Annotated in this window: 15 protein-coding genes and 1 pseudogene; 7 read left to right on the top strand and 9 right to left on the bottom strand. The window is 21.8% G+C overall.

Translation table 11 applies throughout. The features are described 5' to 3' along the window. Positions 1–121: 121 nt before the first annotated feature. Together JNO41_RS00425 and JNO41_RS00430 are read right to left on the bottom strand one after the other, a co-directional pair. Complete coding sequence (locus JNO41_RS00425) at positions 122–922, bottom strand: DUF2963 domain-containing protein (protein WP_121463978.1); 801 nt, start codon at positions 920–922, stop codon at positions 122–124. A 149-nt stretch (positions 923–1071) separates the two neighbouring features. Then, positions 1072–1788 (bottom strand): hypothetical protein, encoded by a 717-nt coding sequence (locus tag JNO41_RS00430; protein ID WP_121463979.1) that lies wholly within the window; start codon positions 1786–1788, stop codon positions 1072–1074. A 999-nt stretch (positions 1789–2787) separates the two neighbouring features. Between JNO41_RS00430 and ychF the strand changes: the two genes are divergently transcribed. The 5 genes from ychF (at position 2788) to holA (ending at position 9489) form a co-directional block, all read left to right on the top strand. Continuing rightward, positions 2788–3891: a redox-regulated ATPase YchF gene (gene ychF, locus JNO41_RS00435; RefSeq protein WP_121463980.1), complete on the top strand. Its 1104-nt coding sequence runs from the start codon at positions 2788–2790 to the stop codon at positions 3889–3891. Positions 3892–3946: 55 nt separating this feature from the next. Beyond that, a complete protein-coding gene (ileS, locus tag JNO41_RS00440) occupies positions 3947–6706 on the top strand; it encodes an isoleucine--tRNA ligase (RefSeq protein WP_236628344.1) in 2760 nt (919 codons plus the stop codon). 134 nt (positions 6707–6840) lie between these two features. Further along, complete coding sequence (locus tag JNO41_RS00445; protein ID WP_432729557.1) at positions 6841–7521, top strand: YitT family protein; 681 nt, start codon at positions 6841–6843, stop codon at positions 7519–7521. Between the two features lie 39 nt (positions 7522–7560). Further along, positions 7561–8469, top strand: a complete 909-nt coding sequence (locus JNO41_RS00450; RefSeq protein WP_121463982.1) for a tyrosine recombinase — start codon at positions 7561–7563, stop codon at positions 8467–8469. A 42-nt stretch (positions 8470–8511) separates the two neighbouring features. Continuing rightward, positions 8512–9489 (top strand): DNA polymerase III subunit delta, encoded by a 978-nt coding sequence (holA, locus tag JNO41_RS00455; protein WP_161554982.1) that lies wholly within the window; start codon positions 8512–8514, stop codon positions 9487–9489. Here holA and JNO41_RS00460 read toward each other — a convergent pair. From JNO41_RS00460 to rpsF, 7 genes and pseudogenes are all read right to left on the bottom strand, one after another. After that, complete coding sequence (locus JNO41_RS00460; RefSeq protein ID WP_201736605.1) at positions 9486–10037, bottom strand: L-threonylcarbamoyladenylate synthase; 552 nt, start codon at positions 10035–10037, stop codon at positions 9486–9488. The genes holA and JNO41_RS00460 overlap by 4 nt on opposite strands. Positions 10038–10039: 2 nt before the next feature. Further along, positions 10040–11099: pseudogene (locus JNO41_RS00465) on the bottom strand (PCRF domain-containing protein). Between the two features lie 50 nt (positions 11100–11149). Then, entirely contained in the window at positions 11150–12496 is a 1347-nt protein-coding gene (dnaB, locus tag JNO41_RS00470; RefSeq protein WP_121463986.1) for a replicative DNA helicase, read from the bottom strand. Positions 12497–12521: 25 nt separating this feature from the next. Further along, positions 12522–15035, bottom strand: coding sequence for a 50S ribosomal protein L9 (gene rplI, locus JNO41_RS00475; RefSeq protein WP_121463987.1), 2514 nt, complete (start codon positions 15033–15035; stop codon positions 12522–12524). A gap of 204 nt (positions 15036–15239) precedes the next feature. Then, entirely contained in the window at positions 15240–15479 is a 240-nt protein-coding gene (gene rpsR, locus JNO41_RS00480) for a 30S ribosomal protein S18 (protein WP_121463988.1), read from the bottom strand. 64 nt (positions 15480–15543) lie between these two features. Continuing rightward, complete coding sequence (locus JNO41_RS00485; protein ID WP_121463989.1) at positions 15544–15990, bottom strand: single-stranded DNA-binding protein; 447 nt, start codon at positions 15988–15990, stop codon at positions 15544–15546. Further along, positions 15990–16277, bottom strand: coding sequence for a 30S ribosomal protein S6 (rpsF, locus tag JNO41_RS00490; protein ID WP_121463990.1), 288 nt, complete (start codon positions 16275–16277; stop codon positions 15990–15992). The genes JNO41_RS00485 and rpsF overlap by 1 nt, the downstream gene beginning before the upstream one ends. A gap of 720 nt (positions 16278–16997) precedes the next feature. On the opposite strand from rpsF, the gene JNO41_RS00495 reads away from it, so the two are divergent. Both JNO41_RS00495 and JNO41_RS00500 read left to right on the top strand, forming a co-directional pair. Then, the gene (locus JNO41_RS00495) at positions 16998–17846 is read left to right on the top strand and encodes a YitT family protein (RefSeq protein ID WP_121463991.1); all 849 of its coding nucleotides are present in this window, start codon (positions 16998–17000) and stop codon (positions 17844–17846) included. 45 nt (positions 17847–17891) lie between these two features. Beyond that, positions 17892–18614, top strand: a complete 723-nt coding sequence (locus JNO41_RS00500) for a TrmH family RNA methyltransferase (RefSeq protein WP_121463992.1) — start codon at positions 17892–17894, stop codon at positions 18612–18614. The last annotated feature ends 350 nt before the right edge of the window (positions 18615–18964 follow it).

The following is an 18964-nucleotide window of genomic DNA, read 5'->3' on the forward strand; positions in this document are numbered from 1 at the left end:
CCCTAAAATCAAACTCAAAAACTAAAATTTGAGTTTGATTTTTTTTCATAATGGTTAAATTAAATTTAGGTGATTTTTCATCAGAGTATTATCTTTTGTTTTTTTATAGGTTTATATACGGTTATTTTTTTATTGATCCATCAGGATTGAAATGAGTTGTTTTGCTGATGTTGCCAGACGATTCGTATTCGTTGATGAAGTTTATTGTTTTACCGTCTGATTGGAAATCAGTATATTTTATTAGATTTCCATTGCTTGGATTGTATTCATAGTCTCCTTTTTTTGTTTTACCGTCTGATTGGTAATAAGTTAACTTAATTGCATTTCCATTAGATGGATTGTATTCATAGATATAATTTATTTTGTTTACGTTGGGTTGGTAATGAGTATATTTAATTTGTTTGCTAGTAGATGGATCAAATTCAGTGATGCATTTTATTGTTTCGCCGTCCGATTGATACTCAATTTTTAAATGTTTATTTTTTAAAGTCTTAATTAATTCTGTTAGTTGATTTAAAGTATTTTGAGTGGTTGTTAAAGTTTGTTCTTTGGTGTTTAAGTTATCTTGAATTGTTTTGAATGCTTGTTCTTTTGTTTTTAAATCGTTTTGAACAGTTTCTAACGCTTTTTCTTTTGTACTTAGATCATTTTTAATTGTTTCTAATTCTTGTTTTTGTTGATTTAATGCATTTTTAGTTTTAGTTAACGCATCTTCATTTTTTTGTTTTTGTTCTTCGAGTGTTTGTTGGTCTTTAATTGCCGTTTTAATGTTTATATCCGGATCCTGGTTGTCTTCTGAAACATGTGTTTTTTTAGTTTTTGGTGTGATTGGTTTGAAGAAACACCAGTAGATTAATGCACATCCACATATGATTAAGATTGTGTAAAGACAAAGATAAATTTTTTTTGTTTGTGGTTTCATATGTTATTTTAGTTCCTTTCTTTTTTAACTATAATAAAATCCTTTTTTATAATATTTTTTGATCCAATTTATATTTATATAAATATTTTTATTAAATTAAATTTTTTTAAAAAAAAAGACTTTTTAAGGTCTTTTTTATTTAGAATTTTTTATTTAGAAATTTTTTGTTTTCGCCAAACAAAAAAACCAACAGATGTAATTATCATAAGTATTATTATCGTCCATAACCATTTATTTTTAAAAAAAGAGGTATTTTCTGGATTGGATTCTGTAACTGTTTCGGAATTGTTAGTTGTATTATGATTTGTATTTTCTTTTTTTTCGACAGTAAAAGAAACTTTTATTTCTCCTGTGTTATTATTAGATTTAATTATAGCTTCAGTTTGGGTCGGATCATTATCTATTTTTAAAGAATGTGATTCTGTTAAATCTTTATTTAATGTTTTTATTTTCGTTATAACTTCATCTTTAGTAGGTTTTTGACCTGTTGTTTCTATTTTTCCTAAGTTTGTAGTTGTTAAAAATTTAGATAATGGTGTTTGTGTTTTTTTGACAGTAAAATAAACTTTCACTTCTCCCGTGTGCTCATTAGATTTAACTATAGCTTCAGTTTCGGTTGGGTCATTATCTATTTTTAAAGATTTTGATTCTTTTAAATCGTTATTTAATTCTTTTATTTTCACTATAATTTCATCTTTAGTAGGTTTTTGACCTGTTGTTTCTATTTGCCCTAAGTTTGTAGTTGTTAAAAATTTAGATAATTCTTTTTCTGCGAAAATCAATGAGGTATTAGAAATTAATAAAATAATTGAAATAAACAAAAAGAATAAATGTTTTAAATTTATTTTATTTTCAATTTTTTGCATTTTTGTTATATTTTAAACCTTTCATTAAAACGTATTTTTAAATAATATATTAAATTAAATATTTATTATTTTAAATAAAAAGTTTTTTATAATCAAATGAAAAAATAATGTAATTTATTTCTGTTTTCTTAATTTTCATTATTTTTGATAAATAATAATGTCAATTATATTTTTTTATTTATGTCTTTAATTAATATGTAGGCAAATACAATTTTTACTTTCTTTAATAATATCAATCAATCCATTAAAAGGTGTTTTTTTTGTTCTTGAAAAAAATCATCAATTTTTTTAGTAAATCATTTGTATTTATATATTTTATTATGAAAATTAAATTTTATTATAATTACAATTTTATTATATTTTTTAAATTAAATAATTTTATTTTTTTAAAATAAAATGAAGTTTTGATTTCATAAAGTTTATGTTTTTTAAATAATATATTAAAAAACAAAATAATGTGGAAAAGCTCAAACTTAAAAAACCTAATAAAAAATATTTATTTTTGATTACCATATTCATATTCGCACCTTTTTATATTTATTTTTAATATGTTTAAAATATAAATTAATAATAAATTAAACTAAAAATAAAATAAAAAAATAATTTGAATAATTTTTAAGAAGTAATTCTTAAATATTTATTTAATTTATTATAATAATAAATTAAATAAATTTAACAAATTTTATTAATTTTAAATATTTTTAATAAATTTAAGGATTCGCAAATATAAAATTATTCAAAATATTTTTTATAAAGATAAATATTAAATGAAATTTCAAAAAATATCATAAATATAATTAAAAAAAATATTTTTTAAAGTAAAATATGTATATATATTATATATTTGAAGTTATCTAAATTATTTTGAAACTAGTTTTAAAAATATTGAAATATCCTATAAATCGATTATTTATGTTTATTTTTTTAAAAAAATAATAAACAAAATTAATAAGATTAAAAAATATATTTATAAATTAAAAAAGGTTAATAATTAAAATTATGAAAGTCGGAATTGTAGGTTTGCCAAATGTAGGGAAATCAACTTTATTTAACGCTATAACAAATATGAAAGTTTTAGAAGCTAATTATCCTTTTGCTACCATCCAACCTAATGTCGGTGTTGTAGGTGTTCAAGATGAACGTCTTGATTTTTTAGCTAATTTGTCGCAATCTCAAAAAATTATAACAACTCAAATTCAATTTATAGACATCGCAGGTTTAGTAAAAAATGCTTCGAAAGGAGAAGGTTTAGGAAATCAGTTTTTAACACATATTAGAGATGTGGATGCTATTTGTCATGTAGTTAAATGTTTTGTAGATCCAAATATTATTCATGTTAATGATAAAGTAGATCCTATTGAAGACAGTTCTATTATTGAAACAGAATTAATTCTTTCTGATTTAGAACAAATCGAAAAACGTTTATCTAAAATTAATAAACAAAAAAAATCTTCTTTAAATAAAGAAGTTTTAGAGGAAGAAGAAATATTAAATAAATTAAAATCCTATTTAGAAAAAGATATTAATATTTCTCAAATTAGTTGGAATAAGGAAGAATTAAAAATAATTAAAAATTTTAATTTATTATCTTTAAAACCTATGATTTATATTGGTAATTTTCAAGAAAAAGATTTATCAGATTTAACAAATAATAATTTTTTTAAACACATGTTCATTCATAGTCAAACAAAAATAAGAGAATTTATTCCTGTTTGTATTTTGTTCGAAAAAGAATTATCTCTTTTGAATAAAGCGGAACAAAAAAATTTTTTATCTATGTACAATTTAAAAAATAGTGCTTTGCAAGAAATTATTCAAAAAAGTTATAAACTATTAGGTTTAAACACTTACTTTACTTCAGGAAAACAAGAAACAAAAGCATGGCCTTTTTTCAAAGGGATGACTGCTCCAGAATGCGGCGGTATAATTCATAGTGATTTTCAAAGAGGTTTTATTAAAGCGGAAGTTTGTAATTACGCAGATTTAGTTAATACTCCTAATTTTATCAAAGTTAAAGAAAATGGCAAATTAAGATTAGAAGGAAAAAATTATTTAGTTCAAGATGGAGATATTATTACTTTTCATTTTAATGTTTCTAAATAAAAAATAATAAAATATTTATAATTTTTTATATAATTTTACATTCAAGGAGAATATTATGATAAATAAAGATTATAAAGAAACTTTGTTAATGCCTTTGACAAATTTTCCTATGAAAGCTAATTTAAGCCAAAAAGAAATTGATATACAAAGTAAATGGACAAATATTAGATTATATGACAAAGTTTTAGAAAAAAATAAAAATAATCTTTCTTTTTTTCTTCATGATGGTCCTCCTTATGCTAATGGAAATATTCATATTGGACACGCTTTAAATAAAATTTTAAAAGATTTTATTGTACGTTTTAAAACGATGCAAGGTTTTTATGCTCCTTATGTTCCAGGATGGGATTGCCACGGCCTTCCTATTGAAACGGTTATATTAAAAAAATATTCTAAAGATAAATTATCTTCTAAAAAAGATTTTTTAAATAAATGCCAAGAAGTAGCTATAGATTTTATAGAAAAACAGAAAAAAAGTTTTCAAAGATTAGGTGTTTTAGGTCAATGGAACAAACCTTATTTAACTTTAAATAATTCTTTTGTAGCTGACCAAATTAATATTTTTGGTAAAATGATTTCTAAAAAATTAATTTTTAAAAAATTAAAACCTATTTATTGGTCTCCTTTTTTACAATCTGTTTTGGCTGAATCAGAAATAGAATATAAAAATCATCAAACACTTTCTATTTTTATTCTTTTCCCGCTTGTAAAATCAAATATACAAGAAGATATTTTTCAAGATGCTAAATTATTAGTTTGGACAACAACTCCTTGGACTTTACCAGCCAATGTAGCTATTTGTGCGCATCCTAATAAAGATTATCATTTAATAAAAATTAATAATGATAAATATATTATAGGCGTTTCGGTTTTAAATAATTTAAAAGAAAAATTTGATTGGCCAAAGGTAGAAATAATAAAAACTTTTAAAGGTAGTTTTTTAAATAATTTTGTATATGAAAATAAACTTTTCAATAAACAAAATAAAGTTGTTTTAGATACTTTTGTTTCGGATAAAGAAGGAACAGGTTTAGTTCATATAGCTCCAGGGCACGGTCATGATGATTTTTTATTAAGCGAAAAGTATAAATTAGATATTTTATTGAGCATTGATAAAAAAGGTTTAATGACTGAAATTTCAGGAAAATATCAAGGTCTTTTTTATGAAAAAGCTAATTATATTATTGTTTCAGATTTAAAAGAAAATAATCTTTTAATTAGTTCAACAATATTAAATCATTCTTATCCTCATGATGAAAGAACAAAAAAACCAGTTGTTTTTTTAGCTATTCCTCAGTGGTTTTTAAATATTGAAAAAATTAAAGAACAATTATTATCTGAAATTCAAAAAATTAAATGGATTCCTCAATGGGGCCAAATTAAAATACATAATATGATTAAAGATAGAAATGATTGGGTGATAAGTCGCCAAAGAAGTTGGGGTGTTCCAATTCCTATTTTTTATACAGAAGATGAACAGCCAATTTTAGATGAATTTTTAATTCAACATGTTTCTGATTTAATAAGAAAAAATGGCAAAGAAATTTGGTTCGAATGGGAAGCTTCAAAATTATTACCTCCTAATTATCAAAACAAAAAAAGCCCTAACAATATTTTCCGTAAAGAAACAGACATTATAGATGTTTGGTTTGATTCAGGAACTTCTTATAGCACTTTTCAAAAATCAAATAATGATTTAATACCTGCTGATGTTTATTTAGAAGGCGCAGATCAATATCGTGGTTGGTTTAATTCTTCTTTAATTACTTCTGTAGCTGCTTTTCAAAAAGCACCTTATAAAACAGTTATTACACATGGTTTTGTTTTAGACGGAAAAGGACAAAAAATGAGTAAATCATTAAATAATGTCGTTGATCCTTTGCAAATTATAAAACAAAAAGGAGCCGATATTTTAAGATTATGGGTAGCTAATATTAGTTATAATGTAGATGTTAGATTAGATGATACTATCTTAAAGCAAATAGAAGACAAATATAAAAAAATCAGAAATACTTTTCGTTTTATGTTAGGTAATTTAAATAACTTTGATCCTTCTAAAGAATGTTATATTTCTTTCGAAAAAAGAACTTTATTTCATCAATTATTTATTTTAGAATTTCAAGATATTTTTCTTAAGATAATAGAATATTACGAAAATTATAATTTTGACCAAATTTTAAGTTTATTATATCCGTTTATTTCAAATAGAATGAGCGCTTTTTATCTAGATTTTACCAAAGATATTTTGTATATCGAAAAAGAAAATAATTGGGAAAGAAATGTAATTCAATCTACTATATACGATCTTTTAATGTCTTTTTTAAAAATTTTAACTCCTATTATTCCTCATACTACTTCGGAAATATATCAAAATTTATCTTTTGTTCCAAAAGAAGATATTTATTTAGAATCGATTCCTCAAAACAAAGAATTAAAAGAATGGATATCTTTTTATTCTCAAAAGATAGATATAGAACACAAACAAATTTATTATAAATTATTTTTTTCTTTTAGAGAACAAGTTTTAAAACAATTAGAAGAAGCAAGAATAAATAAAATTATTAATAAATCTTTACAAGCTAAATTAATTTTAAAATTACCATTAAAATATATTGATATGATTAATGTTTTAGAAATTAAAGATAAATTGCATCAATTATTAATTGTGTCGCAATTAGAAATAATAAAATCCGAAATTTTTGAGATTAAAATCATGCCAGCCTTAGGAAATACTTGCCCTAGATGTTGGAACGTTATAGAAAATAAAGATTTAGAACAATTATGTAATCGTTGTTTAAATTTTTTTAAAGAATAAAATAATTAGAATACGGAAAATATAAAATTAATATAATGAAAAAAAGTCAAAATATTTCAAAAACGAATATAAATAATGATGATAAATTTTTAACAAAATGTAATATTACAATTCTTCTTATTTCGTTGTTTTTAATGTTTTTATATACTTTTGTTGATGTTATTTTGATGAGCGGCGATTATAATATTAAGTTGTATACTACAGGTATTCATGGCATCGGAGATGCTATTGCTAAAATTTTAAAAGATGTTGTGGGCATTAAAAATGAATCTTTTAATGGATGGTTTGCGGCTTGTTTTTTTGCTGTTGTGAATTTATTTTTATTTATTTTTATTTCTTTCCCCAAATTAGATTTTAAATTTAGTTTGAATTCTTTGATTAATGTTATTGGTTTTTTTGTTTTTTTATTTATATTGACTTCTTTAATAAATAATTCTAACGGACAGCTGCATAATTGGAGTCATTGTTTTGGTTGGATACCAAAAGAATCTGGTATTTGGAAGTCTTTATTAAGGGTTGTAATTGTATCTGTTTGTTCGGCATTTGCTATCGGTATGTGCATTAATATTGGTAGTTCCACAGGCGGCATAGATATTATTGCGAAATATTTAGTTATTTATAAAAATAGAACTATATCCACATCAATTAATGTATTGAACTTTTCTATAGCTGTTGTTTCTGTTACTTTTTTATCTATTTGGAATGGCAGTCTCGATTTAATGTCTTTATTATTAACCTTTATTAAATTAGCTATAAATTCATTTGTTATATATATTACTTTGAATAAAATAAATTTAAAATTTATTAGAAAATAATAAAATTTTTGATATTAGAGAAAGTTTATAATTATAATAATGAAAAATCTTTTGTTAGAATTTAAATTATATATCGAACATGAATTATTATTGTCTTTAAACACTATTGAAGCTTATGTAAATGATATAAATCAATATTTAAATTTTATGATAATAAATTTAAATATTAAAGATCCTAATCAAATCACTCAAAAAGATATTTCTCTTTTTTTAGAAAATATTGTTAATTTTTATAATATAAGCAGCAAAAGTTTAGCTCGAAAAATTGTTGTTATTAAAAAATTTCATTATTTTTTATTTTTAGAAAAAAAAATAAAATATAATGTTACTCTTATTTTGAAAATTCCTAAAATAGAAAAAAAATTACCTTTAGTTTTGTCTTTAAAAGAAGTTTTTTTGTTTTTAAAATGTGTTTCTGATAAAAATAGCTTGAATTCTTTAAGAAATCAAGCTATTTTTGAATTAATGTATGGTTCAGGATTAAGGATATCAGAAATTTTAAATTTAACTTTGTCTAATTTATATTTAGAAGAATCTTATATTATTATTATAGGGAAAGGGAATAAAGAAAGAATAGTCCCTGTTACAGAATATTCTGCTAAAAAATTAAAAAAATATTTACAAAAAGGACGTTCTTCTTTGTTAAAAAAGAAAACAAGTTTATTTGTTTTTTTAAATCAAAAAGGAGCACGTTTATCAAGACAAGGATGTTATAAAATTTTTAAAAAAATAGCTCAAAAAGCTAATTTAAGAAACGAATGTTCCCCTCATACATTAAGGCATTCTTTTGCTACTCATTTATTAGAAAACGGAATAGATTTGAGGACTTTGCAAAATATTTTAGGACATGAAGATATTTCAACTACTCAAATTTATACTCATATTAGTCAAAAATATTTAAAAAAAACATATTTTAAATATCATCCTAGAGCTATCGATAATTTTTAAATAAATATTTTATTAAAAAAATTTATTATTAAGAGGTTTATTGTGAAAATCAATTCTTTAAATTTATTTATTTATGAACAAAAATTTTTTTTGGAGAAAATTAAAAATAATTTAAAGAGTTTATGTTATGAAAAGAATTATAATTTTTTGTTTTATTCTATTCAAAAAGATAATTATCCCGAAATAGCTCAAAATATTGATAAAGAATTGTATACTAGTTGTTTTTTTTATGTTAAAAAAGTACTTTTTATTGAAAATATTTCTTTTTTATTTTCAAAAAAAAATATAAATTTAAATTTTTTGTTAAATTTTTTTAAAGACCCAGAAAATAATATTATTATTTATTTAGTTGAAGAAAAAGATAATAATTTTCCTCTAGATATACAAGAAAAAATAAATAATTATTTTATTATTGAAAAACAAAATAAATTATCATATCAAAATTTGATTAATCATACTCAAAAACTTTTTGAAGAAGATGGGTTTGTTGTAACTTCTAAAATTATTTCTTTTTTAATTCAAAAAACTCAAAATAATTTATTGTTATTACAAGAAGAAATACAAAAAATTAAATTATATTATTTATCATGTTCAAATAAAAATATTGAAAATATAGAAATAATTAAACAATTAGTCGTTTCTACAGACGATAGTGTATTTTTATTTATCAATTCCATTATAAATAATTCGAAAATGAAAGATAATTTTGATTTATTAGATAATTTGATAAATCATAAATATAATTCTATGTTTATTATTTATCAAATTTTACAAAAATTACAAGAAATGATTTTAATTCAACATTTGATAAATGAAAAAAAAAGAGAGGTTGAAATATCCACTCTTTTACAATATTCTTTACCCAAAACTTTTAATTTAATTAAAGAAATTAAATTATTATCCATGGACAAAATAGAAAATTTATTTTTAATTCTTTTTAAAATATATTATAAAGTTAAACAAGGATTGATAGAACCAGAAAAAGCTTTAAGATATCTTTGGATAAATCAAAATATTTAATCTAAAATTTTATTTATCATTGATAAAGAAATAGATCCTTTTCTTACCAAAAACCATTTAGGAGAAGTGATATCTATAACAGTAGAACTTATATTTAATGATATTTCCTTATTAGGATAAATACAATCAACTTTATTTTGATATTGTTTTTTAATCTCTAAATAATTATTTAGAGGTGGATGACCACTTTTATTAACAGAAGTGGTTTTTAAAGGTCCTTTTTCATTTAAAATTTGTAAAGTTAGAGGATGATTTGGTATTCGAATTCCTATTGTTTTTTCTTTTGTTTTATCATAATATTTTTTTGTGGTCGGTACGATAATAGTTAATGGGCCAGGCCAAAAAGCAATAGCTAATTTTTTAACTTTGTTATCTATCATTGCTATTTCTTCTATTTGTTCTAAAGAAAAAAACAATACACTTATTGGTTTATTGTTGTCTCTTTTTTTAATAGTATAAATTTTTTTTAAACTTTCCTGATCGTATATAGGACAACCTAATCCATAAACAGTATCTGTAGGAAAAATAATTATTTTGGATTTCAACATATTTATATTTTTTCTTCGATAATTTTTTTTTCTAATTCGTTATTTGTAGGTTCGATAATTAAATCTATTTTACCTTCCATAAAAAAATCTAATTTTTGTAAAGTCAAATTGATGCGATGATCAGTAATTCTATTTTGAGCGTAATTATAAGTTCTTATTTTAGCGCTACGATCCCCCTTGCCAATTAAATTTTTTTTAATATTGTTTTGTTGTTGTTGTTGTTCTGATATTAACTGATTAGAAATTTTATTTTTTAATAGTTGAAAGGCTTTTTCTTTATTTTGATGTTGACTTTTAGCTATTTGGCAAGCTACACTATCACCAGTAGGTAAATAAGTTAAACGAACAGCTGATTTGGTGGTATTTACTGATTGCCCTCCTGGACCACTTGAATTAAATGTATCTACTCTGATATCATTCCAATTTAAATCTATTTTTTTTTCTTCTTTGTCGGGAGATACTAAAATTTTAATTGTAGATGTATGAATTCTTCCACGTTTTTCTGTTTCAGGCACTCTTTGTACTCTATGTACTCCTGATTCATTTTTTAAAAAAGAATAAACATTATCTCCGTAAATAATCATTTCAACCGAAGAAATACCATTTTTAGGACTAGTTACTAAATTAAGGACATCTGTTCTCCATTTTTTACTTTCGGCATATTTAACATAAGCACGGAATAAATCAGCCACAAAAAGATTTGATTCGCTTCCGCCAGCTGCCGCTTTAATTTCGATAATAGCATTTTTGCTATTATCTTTTTTTTAAATGATAATATTTTTTGTAATTGATTTAATTTTTCTGTTATTTTAATTTCTAAATTTTTTTGTTCTTCTTTAAATAAAACAATAAATTCATTTTCTTCTTTTGTTATGTTGTTTTTAGCAATTAATTTTGTAATTTCGTTTTTTCTTTTTCTAAAATAAGATATGTATCATAAATGGAAACAATTTTGTTTAATTCGTTTATTTCTTTTAAAATTTCTATATTATTTACATCTTTCAACATTTTTTTTTGCAACAGTAAATATTTTTCTTTTATTATTTTAAGTTTTTTTAGCATTTTATTTATAACTCCTGTGTTAAACGAAAATAAATCAATATTTATGAATTTTATTCTATTTCAAAAAAAGAAAGACAATTTAAATTAAAATTAAATTTTTTAGTTCCTGTGGCTCCTTGTCTATTTTTAGCGATAATTAATTCTGTATAACCTAAATCGGATAATTCGTTTTGTGCACCTTTATTATAATAATTAGGACGATATAAAAACATAACGATATCAGCATCTTGTTCAATACTTCCAGAATCTCTTAAATCAGATAAAATAGGTCTTTTGTCTTCTCTTTTCTCAACTTCACGTGATAATTGAGACAAAGCCAGAACAGGAATTTTCAATTCACGTGCCATTTGTTTTAAACTTTTAGAAATATCAGCGATTTCTTCTTGACGATTATAAAAAGATTTAAAGTTTTGTTTATTAACTTTACCGATTAATTGTAAATAATCAATAATAATACAATCTAATTTATTTTGATTTTTGAGTTTACGACATTGAGCTCTAATGTCTAAAATATTAGCGCTTGAAGAATCATCGAAATAAATATTTAAATTTTGTAAGTTTGTAGAACTGGCTTTTAATAAATTAACTTCTTGTTCATTTAATATTCCTAATTGAATTTTTTTATGCAAAATTTTGCTTTCGGAACTTAATATTCTTGTTCCTAATTGTTCATTAGACATTTCTAAACTAAAAATAGCAATTGAAGCTTTATTATTTTTTTTAGCTATATTAAGAGCTAAATTAGACATAAAAGTACTTTTGCCCATTGAAGGTCTAGCGGCTAAAATAATAAGTTCTTCTGATTTAAAACCTAAAGTAATATCGTCTAAATTACTATAACCAGTGCTTAAACCGATAAGTTTATGTTCTCTTTTGTTATAAATAGTTTTATGTTCAATTTCTTTTAATAATGTTTTGATTTCGAGAAGATTGTTAGTTTTTTTCTTTTTGGAAATTTGAAAAAATTTTTCTTCAGTAATATTTAAATAATTAGAAAAATCAATATCATGATTACTAACACCTTCATTATAAATTGCTGAAGCGGCAGTAATTATTTCTCTTTTTAGAGCGGCATCACGAACAAAATCGATATAACTATCTAAATGATAAATAGAAGGAATACTATCAGTTAATTGTAATAAATATTTTTGCCCTCCTGTCAAAGTTTGTTTTTGATTTTTGAGAATACTAAAAATAGATACATAATCGATATCTTTGTTTTCTTTAGATAAAGTTTTCATAGCTTCAAAAATATATTGATGTTCAATGTTGAAAAAATCTTCTGTGTCTAATCTATCCATTGTAGTTAAAATTTTTTTAGGATCTAACAAAATAATTCCCAAAATAGATTGTTCTGCTTCTAGATAAAAAGGTAGTTTTATATTTTTTTCATTCATATTTTTTCTTTTTAATAAAAAGTAATTATTTTTTTTCTATATCTTGGATATTTATGATAAAAGAAGCTATAATTTCTGGAGTCAAAACAACATTAGCTTTATATTTTCCAAGTGAATTAATTTCACTTTCTAAAACAATTTGTTTTTTATTTATTAATATGTTGTATTTGTTATGAAATTCTTCTATAATTTGATTTAAAGTTATTTTGCCATACATTTTTCCTTGAGGACCTATTTTAACTGTTATATCAATGTTTTTATCGTCAATATCTTTTTTTACTTGTTGCATTAATAATTTATATTTTTTATTTTGTTCTTCTTTCGAAATTTTTTCTTGTTTTAGTTTTTTGATATTTTGGTCATTAGCTAAAATTGCTTTTTGTTCTTTAATTAAAAAATTACCATAACCAGAATTTATTTGAATAATATCATTTTTTTGGCCTTTATTTTTAATATCTTCTAATAAAATAATTTTCATATTTTTTAAACTTTCTTTATATTCTAAAAACAATATATTTTTTAATTGAAGGACGATGTCATCTATGTTATCGCTTTCGATTTGCGTAGCAGCACTGTTAATATGACCGCCGCCTCCTATTTGTTCCATAATTATATGGACATTTATTTCGCCATAAGAACGAGCACTTATTCCTATTTTATTATCTTTTAATTTAGAAATTGTAAAAGCAGCGTCGATTTTTTGAATATTTAACACATTTTCAGATATTTTAGCTAAAAAAGAACGATCATTACAAATTTTATTATTTTTGACAATTGCGAATCTATCCATATAAATTTCCATTTTAGAAATTAAATCATTCATTTCTAGAATTTGATTCAATTCTTCTCTTAGCCAAAATTTAACTTTAGAACTATCAGCTCCTAAATAAATTAATTGTGCAGCTGCTTCTAAAGTTCTTGAATTAGTACGAGAAGTGAAATAATTAGTATCTATTACCATTCCGCCATACATTAAACTAGCTTCAAAAGGGGTAATGTTAATATTATATTTGAAAAAATTAATAAGTTCTATCAAAATTTCTACAGTAGAAGAAGCTGTAGAATTAACATATGAAAATTTATTATTAATGATATCTTCGGTCGCTCTATGATGATCAAAAATAATTACATTGGAAGTTAAATTTAATAATTCAGGGCTGTTCACAATATCACGATTTTGAGTATCCACAATAACCAAAAGAGAATTTTCATCTATCATTTTCATTGCTTTTTCCGTTGTGATAATGAGATTGGTTAAATTTTTTTCTTCTTTATGTAAATCTTGATAAATAAATTTAAAATTAGAATCTGTTTTGGATTCATCGATAATTAAATAATGTTCATAATTTTTATTAATAGCCGACGCGATTTTATAAAAGATTATCATTGAACCTAAAGAATCTAAATCAGGATGAACATGCCCCATAATAAAACAACTTTGATGTTTCAAAATAAAATCTTCGATTATTTCAGAATTAATACGAGCTGATATTTTAGAATCAGTTCCTAAAGATGTAGTAGTCGCGCCAAAATATTGAAGTTTTTGATTCTCTATGTTAACAACTACTTGATCTCCTCCTCTTTTTTGAGCTAATTCTAAAGCATTCTGAGCATAATTAGACAGCTGATTATAAGATAAATTATAACAAGCGACACCCATAGACAAAGTAATTTTTAATTTATATTTATTAGATATATTACGAATTGTTTTTAAAATAGAAAATTTATCGGCGATTATATTTTCTAATTGATGATAATTTAATAAAATTAAAAATTTATCATCTGTTAATTGCTTTAAATAACTTTCATAAATTTCAAAAAAATCTGATAAAGAGCTTAAATATTCTACTTTAATTTGAGATTGTTCCGACAAATCTAATTTTTTAAAAGAATTATCTAAATTATCGAAAGATAAAAAAATAAGAGTAGGGGTTTTTTGATTATAAAGTGTTTGGATTTGTTCTCTTTCGGTAACATTGAAAAGATAAAATACATTAAATTCTTTTTTATATATGCAATCAAAATCTTCTTTTCCTATATGCAAAACGATTTTATCATTAGAAGAATTTAATAAGTCTGCCATAGAAGAATTAACATCTTTTAAAACAGTATTTAAAACAGGATTTTTTAAAATATTGTTAGCATAATTATTAATCCATTGAATTTTATGAAAAATATTATCTATTATAATAATCCCGATAGGCAATTCATTAAAAACTTCTTCCCCTACTTGATTAACATAATAAGATAAATGAGCCCATAAATTTAAACGATTTTTTAATCTTTTAATTTCCATTAAATAATGAACATTGAAATAAATACAAATAACAATAAAAAGAATTATTATTTTTCCTACAACGCTTATAAATAAGTTTAAAACAGTTGATTTTATTTCTTGAAAAGTATCGTTTGGTTTTTCTATAATTGATTTAATATTTTCACTATCATATATGATAGTGAAAATAAAAAAAATAATTAAAAAAATTATTAATATATTTTTTTTATATTTAAAAAATATTTCTCGAATTTTTTTATACATAATTGTTATAAAAACTCGTTTCTTATATTAATTTTTGGATTTTATGATTTAATTTTTTTAAAAAAATGAATCAAATGTTATTTTAATAAATGTTAATATTTTGTTACATTTGTTATTAAATAAAAAAGAAAACAAGCTATGATATTTAAAAATATAAAAGCTTGTTTTGTTATATCTATATGGGAATTATTTTGATAATTTTAATTAAATGTTTTTGTCATTTTGCTTTTTGATAGCCATATGACGAGATATTTTTATAGCTTTAGCTAAACGTTTTTGCCATTTAACTGAAGTTCCTGTAATTATACTTGGTAAAATTTTTCCTCTATTAGTCATAAATTTACTTAATAATTCGATATCTTTGAAATCGATTTTAGTAAATTTATTTTCAGTAAAAAAACAAACTTTACGACGTTTTTTAAAATATTTTTTGATTCTTTGCATTTTCTTATTTATAACTCCTTTTTTATATGTATTTTTATATATGCATATGTTTTATGATTTAAATTTAAAAAGGTACATTCTCATCATCAATAAATAATGTTTTATTGTCTTGGTTTTCATTTGTGTTTTGATTATAATTATCTTCTTTTTGAAAATTAGAATTATTATTAGAAACCTCAGAATCAGAATTATTTTTTTTAGGTTCTAAAAATTGAATTGAATCGCATCTTACTTCTGTAAAAAATTGTTTTTGATTATTATTTTCGGAAACATTAATTCTGATACTACCTTCGACGCCTAACATAGAACCTTTGGTAATATATTTAGCTAAATTTTCTGCTTGTTTATTCCAAACTGTACAGTTAATAAAATCAGCTTCTCTTTCGCCTGATTTATTATTAAAATTTCTATTTACCGCCAAAATAAATCTTACTAAAGGGACATCACCATTAATAAAACGTAATTCAGGATCTTTAGTGATTCTTCCTACTAAAATTACTTTATTTATCATTATTTATCTTCCACTTTTAATATAATGTAACGAATAACTTCTTCTGTGATATTCATAACTCGGTTAAATTCTTTGACCATATCATTATTAGCTTGCACTAATAAACTATTATAAAATCCTTGATTAAATTTTTTAATAGGGTAGTCTAGTTCTTTTAATTCTGCTTTTTGATATTCCAAAATTTGACCTTCTTTTTCAAAAATACTATTAATATTTTTATTAACAGTATCAATTTGTTTTTCGTTCAAAACAGGACTCAAAATATACATTATTTCATATTTTCTCATTTTTTAAAACACTCCTTATGGCCTTTTGTTCTTATTTCTGTCGAATAAGAAAAGGAAATTTTTATTATATTCAATAATTCCAAAATTAAAATAAAATTTATTTTATTAATATTAAAAATTTAGACTTTAATTTGCTAATTTTCATAATTAATTAATTTATCGAGATTATCTGATTTTTATTTAACAAATAATAGAATAAAAATAAAATTTTATTAACAATAATAAATTATTATATATATTTTATATTTTAACAAAATTTAAATAAATTATATTAAATAATATAAAAATTATTTAATATAATTTGAAAATTAGATTTTATGTGTGTTGTTATTAATGTTTAAATGAACTTTTTTGATATAATAATAATTGTAAATACTAAATGGAACTTATCTTTTTTTTCGATTGTATATTTGTTTAATTTTACCATAAAATTAAAATTTTTTTTAAATAATTAATATTTTTATTATTTTATAAAGATAAATTGTTTAAAAAGAATTTTATTATAAAAAACTATTATTCTTTTTAAAAACTTTTTAATAGATTTTAAATGAAACAATTTTAATATTGTAGAAAAATTATTATCATACATTTTACAATTTAATATAAACAAATTAATATAAAATGTTCTTTTTATTATTTATAATATGCAATTCTAAATCTATATTAAATAATTTTTTTTCGTATGGAATCGATAAATAACAGAAAGCGGGAAATATTAATATGAAACAGAATAAGGCGAAACATAATAAAAAAGCTCAATTTGTCTTTTTTTTATTTATAATTTTATCATTTATTATGTCGATTTTAAGTTTTTTAACATATTCTACTTCATTCAATGACAATTGTGTTTTACAACAAATGCAAATTTATATCGGAATGTTATTATTGATCTCAGTAATTTATTTTTTTGTTTTGCCTGAAAAATTTATTATAGGCGGATTAGAAAGTAATCTAATTTTTTTAGATAAAATATTTTTTTTTGATAAAAAAACTCAAAAACAAAAATATTTTTTTAGTCAAAATAATAAAATTAGTATTATAAGAATTTTAATTTTATTATTCGCTGTTTTTAATTTATGGAAAGGAATACCACATTCTAAAGAGATTTTAATTTCATCTATAATATTTAGTTTTTCATTTTCTTTTATACTCAAAATGTTTGATCATTATAATATTAAGCAAAATTTGATTCTTAGGAAATTTCCTGAATTTATTCAAAAAAATATCTTTTTGAGATTATTTGTATCTTCTATAATAACTAGTTTAACTTTGGGTATAACTTGTGGCGCTATTTTCAAAAATCATTATAGTACAGCAGGAACTGATGTTATTTTTATGTTTGTTAGTCATCGTTATGAATGGTCTTTACCAAGAATATTATTTGTTATAGATGGTTCAGCTATTTTATTATCTTTTATAATGGATTTATTGAGAAAAAGAAATAATAAAAAAAATATTAATAATACAAAAAATTCTAGTAATACAAGAAATGTTTTTATTAAATATTTTTTCTCTATCTTGATTTTTTTAATAACTATATCTATTATGGATTTTATAATGACTAAATAAATTTAAATTTCAAGAAATTATTTTTCAAAGTTAAGAGAGAAAATAATGATTTCATCTAAAGAAAATATTAAATTTAAAAAATTAAAAAAACTTTCTTGGAAAAAATATCGTGATTTTTTTCAAGAATTTTTAGTTTTCGGTGAACATTTAGTTCAAGAAGCTTTGGTTAATAAAGCTGTTATAGAAGTTTACACAATCGATCCAAATCGACAAGGGATTTTAATTTCGGAACAATTAATGAAAGAGTTAAATAATAATAAAATTCTTTATTCTGTGTGTGCTCTTTGCAAAATAAATAATAAACCTTTAAAAAGTGATCAAATATTAGTTATGGATGATATTCAAGATCCAGGAAACGCAGGAACTTTATTGAGAAGCGCTTGCGCCTTTGGTTTTAAACATATTTTTAGTAGTGAAAAAACAGTAGATTTTTATAATGAAAAAACTATAAGATCCAGCCAAGGAGCAATATTTCATTTATTTTTAGAAAGAGGAAATATATTAAAATTTTTGGAATCAACTAAAAATGATAATTATACTATTTTTAGCGCTTCTGTAAATAAACAAAATATAAATTTAGATGATAAGTCTTTTTTTACACAAAAAAATAAAAAAATTTTAATATTAGGAAATGAAGGAGCAGGTATTTCTTTTTCAGTTCAAGAAAAATCTGAATATTTTGTTCATATTGATATTAATGATATCGAAAGTCTTAATGTTGGGGCCGCAGGAAGTATTTTAATGTATCTTTTAAGGTGTAAAATATAAGGATACGCGAAAAGACAAAAGGTGAGACTCCTATTAAAAAAACCTAAAATTAAATTAAAAATACATAAAAGATTATCAATATTTGATAGTCTTTTTTTATTAGTTTTTTAATAGAGTTGAATTTTAAAAATTAAACTTTTATAAAATTAAAATTGTTTAAATTACCTATGACAGTATGTTACTGTTTTTTCAAAATGTTAATTTATTTCAAAATATGTAATTACCAATTACATATTTTGAAATAAAAATATATAATAATAATAAAAACATAAAGATTAAAAAAAGATAAATAAATAAAAACATCATTTTTAAAAGATTTTATAAAGTTATCTTTATATTTAAATAAAAAT

The organism is 'Prunus avium' virescence phytoplasma (genome assembly GCF_050916135.1).
In the GTDB taxonomy this organism is placed as follows: Bacteria; Bacillota_I; Bacilli_A; order Acholeplasmatales; family Acholeplasmataceae; genus Phytoplasma; species Phytoplasma ziziphi.